Here is a 17091-nt window from a genome sequence, read left to right on the forward strand (position 1 = left end):
TTTATCCCGCCGCGCCGGGCTTGGCAATTCGCGCCTCCATCGCGGCGAACCCGCGCCAGCGATAGAGGAGGAAACTCGCCCCCCAGCAGATCACGAACAGCCCGACGATGGCGAAGCCCAGCACGTTGAAATGCTCCGACAGCGCCCCCGCATAGCGGAACGGCCCCGCCGTCCAGCCGAACCGCTCGGCGAGCAGCGCGGTCGCCTGGATGCCGCCGATCACCAGCGCGACCAGCGCCGAAACCAGGGTGATCGTCATGTTGTAATAGAGCTTGCGAAGCGGATGGACGAACGCCCATTCATACGCGCCCAGCATCACCAGCCCGTCGGCGGTGTCGATCAGCGCCATGCCCACCGCGAACAGCACGGGGAAGACCAGGATCGTCGCCAGCGACACGCCGTCCGCCGCATGCGCGCCCGACAGGCCGAGAATGGCGACCTCGGTCGCAGTGTCGAAACCCAGCCCGAACAGGAAACCCAGCGGCGCCATGTGCCAGCTCCGCCGGATCAGCCGGAACAGCGGACGGAAGAGGCGCGACAACGGCCCCTGCCCCGAAAACATCATCGCGGCATCCGCCTCCGCCATCGGCTCGCCGCGCGCGACCCGGCGGAACCGGGTCCAGACATCGCGCAGGATGATGAGGTTCATGATCGCGATGGCGAACAGGAAACTCGCCGAGACGATGGTGGCGATGGTCCCGCCGCTCTGCCCGAACGCCTCGAAGTCGGACAGGGTGCTGGCGGCGAGCGCGATCGTGGTCGCCGCGATCAGGACGATGGCGGAATGGCCGATCGCGAACCACAGCCCGACCGCGATCGGGCGCTGGCCGTCCTGCATCAGCTTGCGGGTGACATTGTCGATCGCGGCGATGTGGTCGGCATCGACCGCATGGCGCAGCCCCAGGCTATAGGCGAGCAGCGCGGTGCCGAGCATCAGGCTGTTGCTCGCGAAGACGCTCAGCGCCCAGCCCCAGACGGCGATATTGACGAAGACCAGCGCGCCCATCAGCAGCGCGACCCGCTTCTTCAGCGGCAACCGGGCGCGCGGCGCTCCGGCATGATGGTAGGACATGGGTGATAACCCCCGGCGTCATTGCGACAAGGGCCGAACTCCGCTGTCGCGGTCGCCATCCCACCCCACGGACGCACGCCGGGCGGGATGGCCGATTCGTCTCGGCCGATGGGCGTCGCTCGTATGATACAATATATCCAGCCGGTGACCATCCCCTGGATCGCGGCAAGAGCGACTCGCACCGGCAGGTCTCCTGGCTTGCGGGTCGAAGCGCACGCGACACGGCCTTCCCGGATGGCTCCAGTGGCTGTCCCCTGTCGCAGGGACCGGCGTCGCTCGCTCACCGCTTACAGTTGCAGGGACAGCTGGGGATCTTCACCCCATTCCCGTTTCAAGCCCCGAGGGGCACCGGCGCGATTGACCGGCGGTCGGGCTGAAAGCCGTTGCCGGTCGGCATGGGGATAGTCTGCGGCGGATGGAGGCGCAAACCGCTTTATCGGGCCGGACGCGCGGCTTAATCCGGATCACATGGTGGATGTGAAACGATGGCGCCGCTGGGCGCCGGCGGCGGCGTGCCTGGTCGCGGCCTGTTCGGGCGGGAATTACCGGCCGGTCAGCGATTATCCGGTGCGGATCGGCAAGCCCTATACGGTGCGCGGCGTCACCTATGTGCCCGCCGAGGACGCGACCTATGACATGCTGGGCTATGCCAGCTGGTATGGCAGCGAATCGGGCAAGCGCACCGCGAATGGCGAGCGTTTCCGCCCCGGCTGGGCGACGGCGGCGCATACCACCCTGCCCCTGCCCAGCTATGTCGAGGTGACGGCGCTGGACACGGGGCGGCGGATCATCGTGCGGGTCAATGATCGCGGGCCGTTCGCGGGATCGTCGCGGATCATCGACCTGTCGCGCGGCGCCGCCGAACAGCTCGGCCTGCGCACGGTCGGCAAGGCGGCGGTACGGGTGCGGCGGGTGGAGCCGGACGAGAGGGACCGCGAACGCCTGCGCCACGGCAAGGCGGCGCGGCCCTTGCCGCCGGTATCGGATGCGGTGCGGGCGAACCTGCTGTCGCAGATCGCGGCGGCGGGCATGACGGTGCGATAACGCATTCCTCCCCAAGCTCGCTTGGGGAGGGGAACCGCTCGCTTGGGGAGGGGTGGAGGGGCCGGAGGGGCTTGCCCCACCACCACCGCTTCGCGGCGGTCCCCCTCCCCATCTGCGATGGGGAGGAATTAAGGGGTCCAGAAACGAAAAAAGCGGGCTTTCGCCCGCTTCGTCGTCGTCCACCGATGTCAGTAGAAGATTGGTCGGGGCGACAGGATTCGAACCTGCGACCCCCACACCCCCAGTGTGATGCGCTACCAGGCTGCGCTACGCCCCGACCGAGCGGCGGCCTCTAGGCGGGTTTTCCGAAGGATGCAAGCCTTGATGTGAAGATAGTGCGCACCCCACATCCGGCGCTCCATTGCGCCTGTTCGCCTGCGATGGTAGCGGGCAGGCTATCCGACATGGGGGCTGGTCGATCGTTCGCGGTCGGCGGGTGCCCGTGCCCATTCAGCATAGACGGGTCCGAATGTTCATTCCCTTCACCGCCCCAGTCGCCGCGATGGCTGCCGCCACCGGGGCCACCGCATCGAGCGGCGCCGCCTCGTTCCTCAGCCTGGCGCCGCTGCTCCTCGTCTTCGTGGTCTTCTATTTCCTGATGATCCGCCCGCAACAGCGCCGCATGAAGACGCTGCAAGCCTCGATCGAGGGGGTCAAGAAGGGCGATCAGGTCACCACGGCGGGCGGCATCGTCGGCAAGGTGACCCGCGTCGAGGACCAGCTGGTCGAGGTCGAGATCGCGCCGAACGTCCGCGTCCGGGTGGTCAAAGCGACGTTGACCGACGTGGTCAATCCGAACGCCAAGCCCGCGAACGACTGACCCGATGCTCGATTTCCCCCGCTGGAAGGTCGCTTCCATCGTCGCGCTGCTGGCGGCCCTGTGCCTGCTGGCGATCCCGAGCTTTCTGCCCGAGAGCGTCACCAACACCTGGGGTTCGATTCCGCACCCGCGTGTGAACAAGGGCCTCGATCTGGCGGGCGGCAGCTATCTGCTGCTGGAGGCGGACACCGCCGACCTCGCCAATTCGCGGCTGGAGACGATGCGCGACCAAGTGGCGGCGGAGATGCGGCGAGGCAATCCGCGCATCGAGATCGGCGACATCTCGGTCCGCGGCGGACAGCTCAGCTTCATGCTGCGCGATCCGACCCAGGTCGATGCGGCGCGTGAGCGGCTGCTGTCGATCACCGGCGGCGGGGCGGGCATGACCGGCCAGCGCGAATGGGACATCCAGGTCGTCGACACCTCGCGCTTCGTGCTGAAGCCGACCCAGGCGGGCCTGACCCAGGCGGTCGACACCGCGATGAAGACCGCGACCGAGGTCGTACGTCGCCGCATCGACGCGCTGGGCACCAAGGAGCCGACGATCCTTCAGCAGGGCAGCAACCGCATCGTGGTGCAGGTGCCGGGTCTTCAGGATCCGCAACAGCTGAAGGACCTGATCGGCAAGACCGCCAAGCTGGAGTTCAAGCTGGTCGACACGACCGCCAACCCGGCCGAGGTGGTCAAGGGCAACGCCCCCGCCGGCAGCCAGGTCCTGCCCTATCCCGGCAACCCGCTGGGCGCGCCGGTGATCGCGGTCAAGCGGCCGGTCATCATCTCGGGCGACCAGCTGATCGACGCGCAGCAGACCTTCGACCAGCAGACCAATGCGCCGCAGGTGGCGATCACCTTCGACGCGCAGGGCGGTCGCAAGTTCGCGCGGATCACGCAGGAAAATACCGGCAAGCCGTTCGCTATCATCCTCGATGGCCAGGTGCTGTCGGCTCCCAATATCAACGAACCGATCCTGGGCGGTCGTGCCCAGATCATGGGCAACTTCACCGTCGACACCGCCAACCAGCTCGCGATCTCGCTGCGTTCGGGCAAGCTGCCGATCGACCTGAAGGTCGTCGAGGAACGCACCGTCGGCCCCGACCTGGGCGCCGATTCGATCCGCGCCGGTATCCTGGCCTCGGCGATCGCGGCGGTCGCCGTCATCGTCTTCATGACCGTCACCTATGGTCGGTTCGGCATCTATGCGAACATCGCGGTCGTCATCAACGTGCTGGTCATCCTGGCGGTCATGGCGATGCTGAACGCGACGCTGACCCTGCCGGGTATCGCGGGCTTCATCCTGACCATCGGCACCGCGGTCGACGCCAACGTGCTGATCAACGAGCGTATCCGCGAGGAACGCAGGCGCGGGCGAAGCGTCATCCAGTCGGTCGAGCTGGGCTATAAGGAAGCCAGCCGCACCATCTTCGAGGCGAACGTGACCCACGCCATTTCGGGCGTCATCATGCTCGTGCTGGGCTCGGGCCCGGTCAAGGGCTTCGCGGTCGTGCTGCTGATCGGCATCGTGACCAGCGTGTTCACCGCCGTTACCTTCACGCGGATGCTCGTGGCGCTGTGGTTGCGCCGCGAAAAGCCCAAGACCATCAATATTTGAGGCAGGAGAACAGATCATGCGCCTCCTGAAACTCGTCCCCGACAACACGAACATCGACTTTGTCCGCCTGCGCGGCTGGGCGTTCGGGCTGACGCTCGCGCTCACCCTGCTGGCGGTCGGCGTGACGTTCGCCAGGGGTCTCAATCTGGGCGTCGACTTTGTCGGCGGCCTGATGATCGAGGAGAAATTCCCCACCCCGCCCTCGGCCGACCGCGTGCGTTCGGTCATCGACGGGCTGGGTGTCGGCGAAGCCAATATCCAGACGGTCGGCGACGGCCGGACCATCAGCATCCGCCTGCCCGCCCCGGCCTCCAACGACGAAGGCGCGACCAACGCCGTCGTCCGCAAGGTCGAGACCGCGCTGGGCCAGCAATTCCCCGGCGCGACCTTCAGCCGTTACGACACGGTGTCGGGCAAGGTGTCGGGCGAGTTGATCAAGCACGGCGTGCTGGCGGTCGTCCTGGCGATCCTGGGCATCGGCCTGTTCGCCATCTTCCGCTTCGAATGGCAGTTCGGCGTGTCGACCATCGTCGCCATCGTCCACGACCTTCTCGTCACGCTGGGCTTCTTTGCGATCACCCAGTTCGAGCTGGACCTGACGATCATCGCGGCGTTCCTGACCATCATCGGCTATTCGATCAACGACAAGATCGTGATCGACGACCGCATCCGCGAGAATATGCGCCGTTATCGCAAGATGGACATGCGCGAGATCATCAACCTGTCGGTCAACGAGACGCTGCCGCGCACGGTCATGACCTCGGTCACGATCCTGCTGGCGCTGATCGCGCTGCTGCTGCTGGGCGGCCATGTGCTGCGCGGCTTCACTGCGGCGATGATCCTGGGCATCGTGGTCGGCACCTATTCGTCGATCTACGTCTCGTCCTCGCTGCTCATCACGCTGGGCCTGCGCGCCGAGCCGAACCGCGAAAAGCCCGGCACGACCGACAAGCGCAGCATCGCCGACGCCGAGCGCATCACCCCGCGAGAGGGGTGAGCCGGGCGCATGAGCGACTCGATCCGCATCACCCGCGATCCGACCGCCCCCGGCCCGATCGTCCGTGGCTTTGCCGCCACGGGCTTCCGGGTCGGGGAGATCGCCTACCCTGCGCTGCTGCTCTCGCCCGACTGGCATGAGCCGTGGAGCCCGCCGCCCTTCGAGGCGCTTGATGCACAGGCGGTGGCGTCGCTGATCGACGAGGCGCCGGAATTCCTGCTGCTCGGCACCGGCGCGACGCTGCGCCGCGCGCCGCGTGCGCTGATCGAGGCGCTGGAGGCGCGCGGACTGGGCGTCGAGGCGATGGACAGCCGCGCCGCCGCCCGCGCCTGGGGCGTGCTGCGCTCCGAGGGGCGCAAGATCGTTGCCGCGCTCTACCCGCTCGACGCCTGAGCGGCCGCCTGGCGGCGCGCGACCAGCCCCGCCAGATGCGAATGAAGCGCCGCGGCATTGGCCGCCCAGGTGAAGTCGCGCACCGCCGCGCGCACCGTCCAGGGGTCGGGTGCCTGCTCCAGGACATCGCGGATCGCATCCGCAAAGGCTTCGGCCTCGGGCGCGGTGATTCGCCCCGCCGTGCGGCTGGTCACCACATCGCCCGCCCCGCCCGCCGGCGTGATGACGATGGGCGTCCCGCAGGCGAGCGACTCGACCCAGGCATTGGCTAGCCCCTCGGAGGCCGAGGCCAGCGCCATCACATTGGCCGCCCCCAGCAGCGGAGGCAGCGCCTGGTGCGGGATGCCGCCGACCAGCTGCACCCGCTCGCCCATGCCCAGCCGGGCGACCTGCACGGCGAGCGCGTCACGCTCCGGCCCCTCCCCCACGATCAGCAGCTCGACACCGGGCAGCCGGGCGACCGCATCGATCACCACATGATGCCCCTTGCGCGGGATCAGCGCGCCCAGCGAGACGACCAGCGGCCCCCGAATCCCCAGCGCCCGCTTGGCGGCGGGCCGGTCGATCGGCTGGAAGATCACCTGGTCGACGCCGGTATGATGGACCCGTATCCGTTGTCGCGCCACGCCGAGCGCGGCGACGTCGTCGGCCATCGCATCGCTGACCGCCAACAGCCCGTCCGCCCGCGCCGCCGCCCTGGCGACCTGATGGCGGGTGGCCGGGGCCCGCCCCCAATGATGGATGTCCGCGCCGCGCGCCTTGATCGAGACCGGCACGCCATAGCGCCGCCCCAGCGCCACCGCCGCCGGGCCATCGGGAAAGAAGAAGGAGGCATCGATCACGTCGAACCGCTGCTCCTCCCACAGCCGGTCGAGCAGCGGGCACAGCGCCCGGACGAGCGCGGCGACATGGAACCGCCCGCCCGTCCCCGGCAGCGTCACGAAGCGCGGCCGGGCGACCGACAGCCCATGCCATGTCTCCGCCACCGGCAGCGCGGCCTGCGCCCGGAACCGGGCGGCGCGCGCCAGCGGCCAGACCGGCAAGCCGATCGGCGCGACCACGCGCACCGAAACACCGGGCCGCTGCGCCAGCGCCGCCGTCTGCCGCTCGACGAAAATGCCGAAATTGGGGCGCGTGGCATCGGGAAACAGGCTCGACAGGGTCAGGACGTTCAGCATCAATCCTTCAACTCCGGTCGGCGCGCCCACGATGCGCGACGCTCATCCTAGCCCGGAAACGGGTGGTGGCAAAAACCATGGCCGCGAAAGATGATGGACATGCGATCATCTTGCGCGATCAAATACCCATCCTGACTCGCCACAGTTAAGAATTGTTCATCAACGCGACAGATCGTTCCTGACACAGTTACGGCCATGGGCTATCCAGTCCAGACCAACAGGGTGGGACATTTCATGACGCGATTCGGACGTTTGGGCACGATGCTGGCCCTGGCCGCGACGCTGGCGGGCTGTGGCGGCGATGGCGGGTCGAACACGATCACCCCTTCGGGCGGGGGCGGCTCGGGGGGCGGCTCGAGCGGCACCGCGACGAACGGCTGCTCGCTGCGCAACCGGCAGAACTGGGTCGCGGCGCAGATGAACGAATGGTATCTCTTCCCCGAGACGCTGCCCGCCAGCCTCGACCCGACCCCCTATTCCACCGTCAGCGACTATATCGACGCGCTGACCGCGACAGCACGGGCGCAGCGCAAGGATCGCTATTTCACCTACATCACCTCCATCAAGGAGGAGGATGCCTATTATAATTCGGGTGCGGATGCGGGCTTCGGCTTCCGCCTGACCGCCGACGCCTCGCAGACCAGGCTGATGGTCGCCGAGTCGTTCGAAAGCGGCGCCGCGCTGGCCGCCGGTATCGATCGCGGGACCGAGATTCGCGGCATCGGCACCACGACCGCCAATATCCAGTCGATCGCCGACATCGTTCGCGCCGATCCGAATAACGGCCTGTCCAACGCGCTCGGTCCCGATACGGCGGGCACGACCCGCGTGCTCCAGGTCGCCGACACGTCGGGCAATGTCCGCACCGTCACGCTGACCAAGTCGGCCTTCACGCTCCAGCCGGTGTCGCCCAATTACGGCACCCAGGTCATCGTCGAGAACGGCCAGCGTTACGGCTATATCAATCTGCGCACCTTCATCAGCACCGCCGATCCGCAGCTGCGCGCCGCCTTCGCCACCTTCAAGCAGCAGGGCATCACCCAGGTCGTCGTCGACCTGCGCTATAATGGCGGCGGTGCGATCACCATTGCCGACCTGTTCAACAACCTGCTGGGCGGCAATCGCCAGACGTCGGACGTGATGGGCTATACCGCCTTCCGCGCCAGCAAGGCGTCGAACAACACCACCACCTATTTCGCGCCCCAGGCTGAATCGATCGTACCGACCCGGCTTGCCTTTATCGGCACGGGCGGCACCGCCTCGGCCAGCGAATTGGTGGTGAACCGCACCCTGCCCTATATGGGGTCCAATAGCGGGCTGATCGGCGCCAACACCTATGGCAAGCCGGTGGGGCAGATCGCGCTCGACAAGAGCGAGTGCGACGACCGGCTGCGCGTCATCGCCATCTCGATCCAGAACGCCAATCAGCAGGGCGGCTATTATAACGGCCTGGCCAGCGTCGTGCCCGCCAGTTGCAAGGCGGGCGACGACCTGACCCGCAAGATGGGCGATCCGCAGGAAGCCTCGACCCGCGCCGCGCTGGACTTCCTTCAGGGCAAGACCTGCACCCCGATCAGCGCCTCGACCGCGACGGCGCAGTCGCTGTCGGGCGGCGCGCGCAAGCTGCTCCAGCCCGAACGCCCCTCGGTCGCGCAGCGCGACGTGCCGGGCCTGTTCTGATACGAAAACGCCCCTCCGGCCATAAGGCGGGAGGGGCGCTTTTCCGTCCGGGACCTCTGGCTTACAGCCGCTGCGTCCCCGCATAGGCGAACAGCGCATCGCCGTCGCCCGACAGCGTAACCGTCTCGGCACCGGTGACGGTCAGGCACTGGCCCGCCTGGAACGCGACACCCGCGACCTCGCCCGATCCGGTGATCGGGATCAGCCAGGCCGTCCGCCCCTCGGGCAGCGCCACGACGTGCTCGCCCGCCGCCCAGCGTTCCAGCACGAATTTCGGCCCCTCGACCAGGATATCGCGCCCCTCGCCCGCCGGCCCCGGCGAGACGATCGGCTGATAGGGGGTCAGATGCGCGACATCGACCCCGTCCTCCAGATGCAGCTCGCGGTCGCTGCCATAGTCGTAGAGGCGATAGGTGGTCTCGCTGTTCTGCTGCACCTCGATCACGGTCAGCCCCGCGCCGATCGCATGGATGGTGCCCGACGGCGCGTAATAGAAATCGCCCTCCTTGACCGGCACCCAGTCGAGATCGGCCTCGACCGAGCCGTCGCGGGCGTCGGCGCGCAGCTGTTCCTTGGTCATCGGCGCCTTGGGGCCCAGCGCGATGGTCGAATCGGGTTCGGCGGTCAGGATGGTCCAGCATTCGTCCTTGCCGCGCGGCAGGCCACGGGCATGGGCCTGTTCGTCGTCGGGATGGACCTGGACCGACAGCTTCTCGCTGGTGAACAGATATTTGATGAGCAGGTCGGGCGAGGTGTCGCCCGGCGCCTGGAACCAGACCTCGCCGATCGGCGCGCCGTCGGCGGGCGCATCCTCGAAGCCGGGATACAGGGTATGGCGGCCCCAGGGCTTTTCGACGCGGTGGGTATGGAGCAGCGTGGCGGGCATGGGTCTATCTTCCTTCCGATCGGGCGACGGGAAAACCGTCGGCGCCATGGGCCGTTCCGCCCTGCCCCGCCCATGCCGCGACCCATATGTCGATGGCAAGCCGCGTCGTTTCGCATCCGTCGCAGACGCATGTGCGGAAGGACTGTTCCCCGCCGTCCGGCTGCGCTAAGGACATGCGCGATGCGTAACCCCCGTTCCCGTGCGCTGTCGCTGGCGCTCATCGCCGCACTGGCCCTTCCGATCGCGGGTTGCGCCCGCAACCGTACCCGCACCGACCTGCCTTATGTCGCGCGCGACGTCGGCACGCTCTATACCGCCGCCAAGAACCGGCTGGATCAGGGCCGCTACAAGGAGGCCGCGCTGCTGTTCGACGAGGTGGAGCGTCAGCACCCCTATTCGATCTGGGCCCGCCGCGCGCAGCTGATGAGCGCGTTCAGCTATTATCTGGGCCGCGACTATACCCAGTCGATCCAGTCGGCGCAGCGTTTCATCTCGGTCCATCCCGGCAATCGCGACGCGCCCTATGCCTATTATCTGATCGCGCTCGGCTATTACGAGCAGATCCAGGACGTCACCCGCGACCAGAAGATCACCCGCCAGGCGCTCGATGCGCTGGGTGAGCTGATGCGCCGCTATCCCAATTCACGCTACGCGGCCGATGCCCGGCTGAAGGTCGATCTGGTCAACGATCACCTGGCGGGCAAGGAAATGGAGATCGGCCGCTTCTACGAGGACCGGCACCAGTGGCTGGCCGCGTCGATGCGCTTCCGCACCGTGGTCGACAAGTACCAGACGACCAGCCACACGCCCGAGGCGCTGCTGCGGCTGACCGAGACCTATCTGGCGCTGGGCGTGCGTCCCGAGGCGGAGCGCGCCGCCGCCGTGCTGGGCGCCAATTATCCGGGCAGCGACTGGTATAACCGCGCCTACAAGCTGATGCGCGAATATCCGGTCGAGACGATCCCGCCGATCCAGCCGGGCCAGCCCGTGGTGCCGCAGGGCACGCCGGGTTCGGTCAACGTCACCCTGCCGGGCAGCGCGGGCAACGCCACCCCCAGCGCCGCCGCACCGGGCCGCCCGACCCCGACGGGCAACAACAGCTCGCCGACCGGCTAAGCCTTTTTCCTCCCCTGCAAGGGGAGATGGCAGGCCGCTGGCCTGACGGGAGGGGTGTCGCGCGCTCGACAGGGCGCCCCCCTCCGTCAGCTTCGCTGCCCCCCCTCCTCCCGCAGGGGAGGAAGGCCATGTATCGCGCCCCACCCGAACAAATCGGGATCATTTTCGCGCAGGGGGGATAACATCGCGCGGCATTTGGCTTTATATCGCGCCCCATGCTGACCGCGCTGTCCATCCGTGATGTCGTGCTGATCGAGGCGCTCGACCTCGATTTCGGCCAAGGCCTGGGCGTCCTGACGGGCGAGACGGGCGCCGGTAAATCCATCCTGCTCGACGCGCTGGGCCTGGCCCTTGGCGGGCGCGGCGACAGCGGCCTTGTCCGCCATGGCGCGGGCCAGGCGATCGTCACCGCCAGCTTCGAGCCCCCCGCCCCCGACAGCCGCCTCGCCACGATCCTCGACGATGCGGGCATCGCGGTCGAGCCGGGCGAGCCGCTGATCGTCCGCCGCCAGGTCAAGGCCGATGGCGGCAGCCGGGGCTTCGTCAACAGCCAGCCCGCCTCCGCCGCGCTGCTGCGCGAGATCGCGCCCTTCCTGGTCGAGATCCACGGCCAGCATGACGATCGCGGACTGCTGAACCCGCGCGGCCACCGGATGATGCTCGACAGTTTCGGGCGGATCGACACCGGCGCGGTCGCCGCCGCCTGGACGAAGCTGCGCGAGGCGGAGACGGCGCTGGCCACCGCGCGCGAGGAGATCGAGACGGCGGCGCGCGACCGCGAATGGCTGGAACATGCGGTCGCCGAACTCACCAAGCTCGCCCCCGAACCGGGCGAGGAGGAATCGCTGGCCGACCGGCGGCGCACCATGCAGCGTTCGGAAAAGATCGCGGGCGAATTGTCCGCGATCGAGGACCATTTGCAGGGCTCCGACGGCGCGCTGGCGGGACTTCGCCAGGCGGCCCGTGTGCTGGAGCGGATCGGCGAGGATCACCCCGCGCTGGCCGAGGCGCTGGCCGCCATCGACCGCGCGGTGATCGAGGCGTCGCTGGCCGAGGAGCGGCTGGCCGATGCGCATCGCGAGCTCGCCTACGATCCCCGCGCGCTGGAGGAGGACGAGGCCCGGCTGTTCGAGCTGCGCGGCATGGCGCGCAAGCACCGGGTCCAGCCCGACGACCTGGCCGAACTGACCGAACAGCTGCGCGGGCGGCTGGAGCGGCTGGATGCGGGCGAAGAAGGGATCGGTCGGCTGGAGGCCGCCGTCGCGACCGCGCGCGCGTCCTATGACAAGGCCGCGGCCCAGATTTCCACGGCGCGCGCCGCCGCCGCCGAACGGCTGGATCAGGCGGTGAAGAGCGAACTCGCCCCGCTCAAGCTGGACGCCGCGCGGTTCCGCACCGTGGTCGCCACCGTCGAGCCGTCCGGCTGGTCGGCAGCGGGCAAGGATCGGGTCGAGTTCGAGATTTCGACCAACCCCGGCGCGCCCTTCGCCCCGCTGATGAAGATCGCCAGCGGCGGCGAATTGTCGCGTTTCATCCTGGCGCTGAAGGTCGCGCTGGCCGAGGAAGGCGGCGCGACGACGATGATCTTCGACGAGATCGATCGCGGCGTCGGCGGCGCGGTCGCCTCCGCGATCGGCGACCGGCTGCACCGGCTGGCGCGGCGGACCCAGTTGCTGGTCGTGACCCACAGCCCGCAGGTGGCGGCGCGCGGCGCGGCGCATCTGCTGATCGCCAAGAGCCATGACGGCACCGTCACCCGCACCGGGGTCCGCGCCTTGAGCGAGGCGGAACGGCGCGAGGAGATTGCCCGGATGCTGTCGGGTGCGACGATCACCGACGAAGCCCGCGCCCAGGCCGACCGACTGCTCGAAACGCTGTAGGCGACGCCAATGCGATTTTATATCTGATGTCGATCAGTTATGAAGGCGATGCGTTCGATCCTTGCGCACGCCTTCAACGGATTCATCGCATGCCCGTCACTCTGCCTTTCACGCCCGCTCCGCCCAGTGCAAACGATATGACGGCATTGGTGGCGGGACTGCGTTCCTGCCTTGCGCTGGCGGATCGACTCGACCTGCCGATGGTCGGCATCCATCTGGAACAGGCCCGGTCATGGCTGATCGCCCATGGCTATGACGAGGCATAGCGCCATCCCCGCGAGACGCCCGTTCCCCGCGACGCCGGACTGACGTCATCGCGGTCTTGATCCCCCGGCGGGGGGTGGACTAGCACGGCGGCGTGACTGCCCTCCCCGCCCTGCCGCAAACCGATCTCGAAGCCGCCGCCGATCTGGAGGCGCTCGCCCGCGAGATCGCGCATCATAACCGCCTCTATCACACCGAGGACGCGCCCGAGATTTCGGACGCCGACTATGACGCGCTGGTCCGCCGCAACGCCGCGATCGAGGCGGCCTTCCCCCATCTGGTCCGCAGCGACTCGCCCAGCGTCCAGGTCGGCGCCGCCCCCGCCGCGCATCTGGCCAAGGTCGCGCATGCCCGGCCGATGACCAGCCTCGACAATGCCTTCACCGACGAAGAGGTCGAGGAATTCGTCGGCCGCGTCCGCCGCTATCTGAAGCTGCCCGAGGACGAGCCCGTCACGCTGACCGCCGAGCCCAAGATCGACGGCCTGTCCTGTTCGCTCCGCTATGTCGACGGACGGCTGGTCCAGGCGCTGACCCGCGGCGACGGCGCGATCGGCGAGGACGTGACCGAGAATGTCCGCACCATCGCCGACATCCCCCAGACCATCCCCGCGCCGGGCGTGTTCGAGGTGCGCGGCGAGGTCTATATGAGCAAGGCCGATTTCGCCGCGCTCAACGCCAAGCTGGCGCAGGAGGCGGCCGAGACGGGCAAGGAGGCGCGCCAGTTCGCCAATCCGCGCAACGCCGCCGCCGGATCGCTGCGCCAGAAGAACCCCGCGATCACGGCGGGCCGTCCCCTGCGTTTCCTGGCGCATGGCTGGGGCGAGGCGAGCGAGGTCGCGGTCGACAGCCAGTTCGAGATGGTCGAGACCTGGCGCCGCTGGGGCTTTCCTATCGCCGACGCCTTTGCCCGCGTGCCCGATGCCGCCGCCGCGCTGGCCATCTATCGCACGATCGAGGCGCAGCGAGCCGACCTGCCCTTCGACATCGACGGCGTGGTCTACAAGGTCGACCGGCTCGACTGGCAGGCGCGGCTCGGCATCGTCGGGCGCACCCCCCGCTGGGCGATCGCACACAAATTCCCCGCCGAGCGCGCGCAGACCACGCTGGAGCGGATCGACATCCAGGTCGGCCGCACCGGCGCGCTGACCCCGGTCGCGCGGCTGGAGCCGGTGACGGTCGGCGGCGTGGTCGTGACCAATGCGACGCTGCACAATGCCGACGAGATCGAGCGGCTGGGGGTGCGCCCCGGCGACCGCGTCGTCCTGCAACGCGCGGGCGACGTCATCCCGCAGATCGTCGAGAACCTGACCCGCGACGTGGCCCGCGAGCCCTTCGTCTTCCCCGATCACTGCCCCGAATGCGGCAGTCTGGCGACTCGCGAGGAGGGCGAGGTCGTCATCCGCTGCACCGGCGGGCTGATCTGCCCGGCGCAGCGCGTCGAACGCCTGATCCATTTCGTCTCGCGCCATGCCTTCGACATCACCGGGCTGGGCCTGGTGCGGATCGAGGATTTCTTCCGCGACGGCCTGATCGCCTCGCCCGCCGACATCTTCCGGCTGCACCGGCACCGCGAGGCGCTGATCGCGCGCGAGCGCATGTCCGAACTGGTGGTCGACAAGCTGCTGGCGGCGATCGACGCGCGGCGCGACATATCGCTCGACCGTTTCCTCTTCGCGCTGGGCATCCGCCATGTCGGCGAGATCACCGCGCGCGATCTGGCGCGGCGCTTCGTCTCGATGGCGGGCTTCCGCGCGATGATCGATGCCGCGCTTCAGGTCCGGGCCGAAACGGTGCCCGCGCTGGGCGAGCCCGAGCGCAAGTTCGAGTTGCGCCGCCAGCGCGCCATCGTCGCCGCGATCGACACGCCCCAGATCGGCCCCGAAGTCGCCGATGCGCTGCTCGACTTCTTCGCCGAGGAGCATAACCGCGCGGTCGTCGACGACCTGCTGGGCGAGGTGACGCCCGCCGACACCGTTCACCAGACCCGCGAGTCGGAGGTCACCGGCAAGACGCTGGTCTTCACCGGCACGCTCGAAACCCTGTCGCGCGACGAGGCCAAGGCCCAGGCGGAGGCGCTGGGCGCGCGCGTCTCGGGATCGGTCTCGGCCAAGACCGACCTGGTCATCGCCGGGCCGGGCGCCGGATCGAAGCTGAAAAAGGCGCAGGACCTGGGCATCCGGGTGATCGACGAAGCCGCCTGGAACGATCTGGTCGCATCCAGCTGACCCTGCGCGACGCCGCCGCCGAATCATGACGGCGGCGTCACCTTCGCACCGACGGTCGAGCGCCCTTATCGGCCCTCGCCTGTCGTGACCGAGCGCGCCGCTGGAACCTTGCGAACCGGAAAATCACCGCAATCCGAATGCGATGGCGCTGTGATCGCTCCCATTACCGTTGCCAAACTGCAACGCCCGGCAATTGAGTGATCACCCCCCTGTCGTAAGCGTGAACTTTGTCACATAACGGCAATGTTCGTCAGTCAGGGGCACGCTCAACCGAGCCGGAAAACACGGCCGGACCGCGCCGCTTCGCGCGAAAAGGGGACCTTTTATCTATGCGTAATTCGCTTTTCCTGGGCGCGGCCATCGTCGCGCTCGCCATTCCTGCGGCGGCCGCCGCGCAGGAAACCACCTCCTCGATCCGCGGCAACGTCACCGCGAACGGCGCGCCCGTGGCCGGTGCGACCGTCACGATCGTGAACGTCCCTTCGGGTACGACCACATCGACGGTGTCCGGCGCAGACGGCTCGTTCTCGTCGACCGGCCTGCGCGTGGGTGGTCCGTTCACCGTCACGGTGACCGCGCCCGGCTATCAGGAAACGCGCGTTACCGACATCTTCACGGTGACCAGCCTGCCCTATGAGCTGCCGGTCGAACTGGCCGCCGATGGCCAGGGCGGCGGTGAGATCGTCGTGACCGCATCGTCGATCGCGGGTGCGGGCACCAAGAGCCTGGGTCCGGTCACCGTCCTGACCGCCGCCGACATCGCCAAGGTCGCCAGCGTCAATCGCGACATCCGCGACCTGATGCGTCGCGATCCCTTCGCCCGTCTCGACTATGCCTCGGGCTCGGGCCGCGCCGTGTCCTTTGCTGGACAGAATGCGCGCTTCAACCGTTTCTCGGTCGACGGCGTGCCGATCACCGACAATTTCGGTCTGAACCCCGATGGTCTGCCGACCCGCCGCAGCCCGGTGCCGCTGGACGCCATCGGCCAGTTCCAGACCAAGGTCGCGCCCTATGATGTGCGCGAAGGCAATTTCCAGGGCGGCGCGATCAACGCGATCCTGAAGTCGGGCACCAATCAGTTCCATGGGACCGGCTTCTATTCCTATTCGTCGAACAAGCTGACCGGCAACGAAACCAAGGCGGGTCCGGGCGTGCCGACCGGCCGCGTGACCCTGCCCCCGTTCAAGATCCAGAATTTCGGCGCCGAGCTTTCGGGCCCGATCATCAAGGACAAGCTGTTCTTCATGGTCGCGGGCGAGCGCATCCGCGCAGGCACCCCGATCGTCGAAGGCACCGTCGAGAACAACGCCGGTACGGTCATCCCCAATGTCGGCGACGCCGGTGGCCTGCTGACCGACGCGACCGTCAACCAGATCACGTCGATCGCCAAGTCCCGTTACAATTACAATGCGGGCGGCATCCTGAACAACTCGCAGGACAGCGACGACCGCCTGACCGCGCGCCTCGACGCCAACCTGTCCGACACGCAGCGCGCGTCGTTGACCTATCTGTACACCAAGGACTCGATCCGGCTTAACCAGAACGCGTCGGTCACTGCGCCCAGCCTGGGCCTGGAATCGAACGGCTATATTAGCAGCAACCGCCTCCACACCGGCGTGTTCCAGCTGAACAGCGACTGGTCGGACGAATTCTCGACCGAAGTCCGCGCTTTCTACAAGGATTACAAGCGCGGCCAGGATCCGGTCCTGGGTCGCGGCTTCGCACAATTCCAGGTTTGCGCGGCGCCGACGTCGGACCGCTCCAACCCCGGTTCGGCCGGTGCCAATGCATCGACCACCTGCGCGCCGGGTTATGCCTCGGTCTATCTGGGCCCGGACGTTTCGCGTCAGTCGAATGCCCTGACCAGCCGCACCTATGGCGGCTTGATCCAGGGTCCAGGGTCGCCTGAACCGCGAAAACCATGA

Annotated in this window: 14 protein-coding genes, 1 tRNA gene and 1 riboswitch; of the genes, 11 read left to right on the forward strand and 4 right to left on the reverse strand. The window is 68.0% G+C overall.

Annotated elements, in window-relative coordinates; all coding sequences use genetic code 11:
- Nucleotide 1 precedes the first annotated feature (1 nt).
- On the reverse strand, nt 2-1072 hold the full coding sequence (locus QE385_RS07240) for a HoxN/HupN/NixA family nickel/cobalt transporter (RefSeq protein WP_307100456.1): 1071 nt from the start codon (nt 1070-1072) through the stop codon (nt 2-4).
- A gap of 165 nt (nt 1073-1237) precedes the next feature.
- Nucleotides 1238-1440: riboswitch (cobalamin riboswitch) on the reverse strand.
- Between the two features lie 109 nt (nt 1441-1549).
- Between QE385_RS07240 and QE385_RS07245 the strand changes: the two genes are divergently transcribed.
- Entirely contained in the window at nt 1550-2116 is a 567-nt protein-coding gene (locus QE385_RS07245; RefSeq protein ID WP_307100458.1) for a septal ring lytic transglycosylase RlpA family protein, read from the forward strand.
- A gap of 200 nt (nt 2117-2316) precedes the next feature.
- On the opposite strand, the gene QE385_RS07250 is transcribed toward QE385_RS07245, so the two are convergent.
- Nucleotides 2317-2393: transfer RNA gene (locus tag QE385_RS07250), tRNA-Pro, on the reverse strand.
- A 192-nt stretch (nt 2394-2585) separates the two neighbouring features.
- Between QE385_RS07250 and yajC the strand changes: the two genes are divergently transcribed.
- Genes yajC through QE385_RS07270 form a run of 4 tightly spaced genes read left to right on the forward strand, consistent with a single transcriptional unit; the run spans nt 2586 to nt 5935 of the window.
- Entirely contained in the window at nt 2586-2936 is a 351-nt protein-coding gene (gene yajC, locus QE385_RS07255) for a preprotein translocase subunit YajC (RefSeq protein ID WP_307100460.1), read from the forward strand.
- 4 nt (nt 2937-2940) lie between these two features.
- Complete coding sequence (secD, locus tag QE385_RS07260) at nt 2941-4545, forward strand: protein translocase subunit SecD (protein WP_307100462.1); 1605 nt, start codon at nt 2941-2943, stop codon at nt 4543-4545.
- Nucleotides 4546-4561: 16 nt separating this feature from the next.
- The gene (secF, locus tag QE385_RS07265) at nt 4562-5542 is read left to right on the forward strand and encodes a protein translocase subunit SecF (protein ID WP_307100464.1); all 981 of its coding nucleotides are present in this window, start codon (nt 4562-4564) and stop codon (nt 5540-5542) included.
- Nucleotides 5543-5551: 9 nt separating this feature from the next.
- Entirely contained in the window at nt 5552-5935 is a 384-nt protein-coding gene (locus tag QE385_RS07270) for an Mth938-like domain-containing protein (protein ID WP_307100466.1), read from the forward strand.
- Here the strand turns inward: QE385_RS07270 and QE385_RS07275 are convergent.
- Nucleotides 5917-7113: a glycosyltransferase gene (locus tag QE385_RS07275; RefSeq protein ID WP_307100468.1), complete on the reverse strand. Its 1197-nt coding sequence runs from the start codon at nt 7111-7113 to the stop codon at nt 5917-5919. The two genes, QE385_RS07270 and QE385_RS07275, sit on opposite strands and share 19 nt — an antisense overlap.
- A gap of 234 nt (nt 7114-7347) precedes the next feature.
- Here QE385_RS07275 and QE385_RS07280 point away from each other — a divergent pair, with 234 nt between their 5' ends.
- A complete protein-coding gene (locus QE385_RS07280) occupies nt 7348-8793 on the forward strand; it encodes a S41 family peptidase (protein ID WP_307100469.1) in 1446 nt (481 codons plus the stop codon).
- A gap of 61 nt (nt 8794-8854) precedes the next feature.
- Here the strand turns inward: QE385_RS07280 and QE385_RS07285 are convergent, their stop codons facing one another.
- The gene (locus QE385_RS07285) at nt 8855-9679 is read right to left on the reverse strand and encodes a phosphoheptose isomerase (RefSeq protein WP_307100471.1); all 825 of its coding nucleotides are present in this window, start codon (nt 9677-9679) and stop codon (nt 8855-8857) included.
- Nucleotides 9680-9859: 180 nt separating this feature from the next.
- On the opposite strand from QE385_RS07285, the gene QE385_RS07290 reads away from it, so the two are divergent.
- The 5 genes from QE385_RS07290 to QE385_RS07310 all read left to right on the forward strand — a co-directional run bounded on the left by QE385_RS07290 (nt 9860) and on the right by QE385_RS07310 (nt 17091).
- Nucleotides 9860-10795, forward strand: a complete 936-nt coding sequence (locus tag QE385_RS07290; protein ID WP_307100473.1) for an outer membrane protein assembly factor BamD — start codon at nt 9860-9862, stop codon at nt 10793-10795.
- A gap of 215 nt (nt 10796-11010) precedes the next feature.
- Nucleotides 11011-12675 carry a DNA repair protein RecN gene (recN, locus tag QE385_RS07295; protein ID WP_307100474.1) on the forward strand — a complete coding sequence of 555 codons (1665 nt, stop codon included), beginning with the start codon at nt 11011-11013 and terminating at the stop codon, nt 12673-12675.
- A gap of 137 nt (nt 12676-12812) precedes the next feature.
- On the forward strand, nt 12813-12941 hold the full coding sequence (locus tag QE385_RS07300; RefSeq protein ID WP_307100476.1) for a hypothetical protein: 129 nt from the start codon (nt 12813-12815) through the stop codon (nt 12939-12941).
- Nucleotides 12942-13033: 92 nt separating this feature from the next.
- Nucleotides 13034-15166 carry an NAD-dependent DNA ligase LigA gene (gene ligA / locus QE385_RS07305; RefSeq protein ID WP_307100477.1) on the forward strand — a complete coding sequence of 711 codons (2133 nt, stop codon included), beginning with the start codon at nt 13034-13036 and terminating at the stop codon, nt 15164-15166.
- Between the two features lie 329 nt (nt 15167-15495).
- Complete coding sequence (locus QE385_RS07310) at nt 15496-17091, forward strand: TonB-dependent receptor (RefSeq protein WP_307100478.1); 1596 nt, start codon at nt 15496-15498, stop codon at nt 17089-17091.

The sequence above is a fragment of the Sphingomonas sp. SORGH_AS_0950 genome (assembly GCF_030818415.1).
GTDB lineage: Bacteria > Pseudomonadota > Alphaproteobacteria > Sphingomonadales > Sphingomonadaceae > Sphingomonas.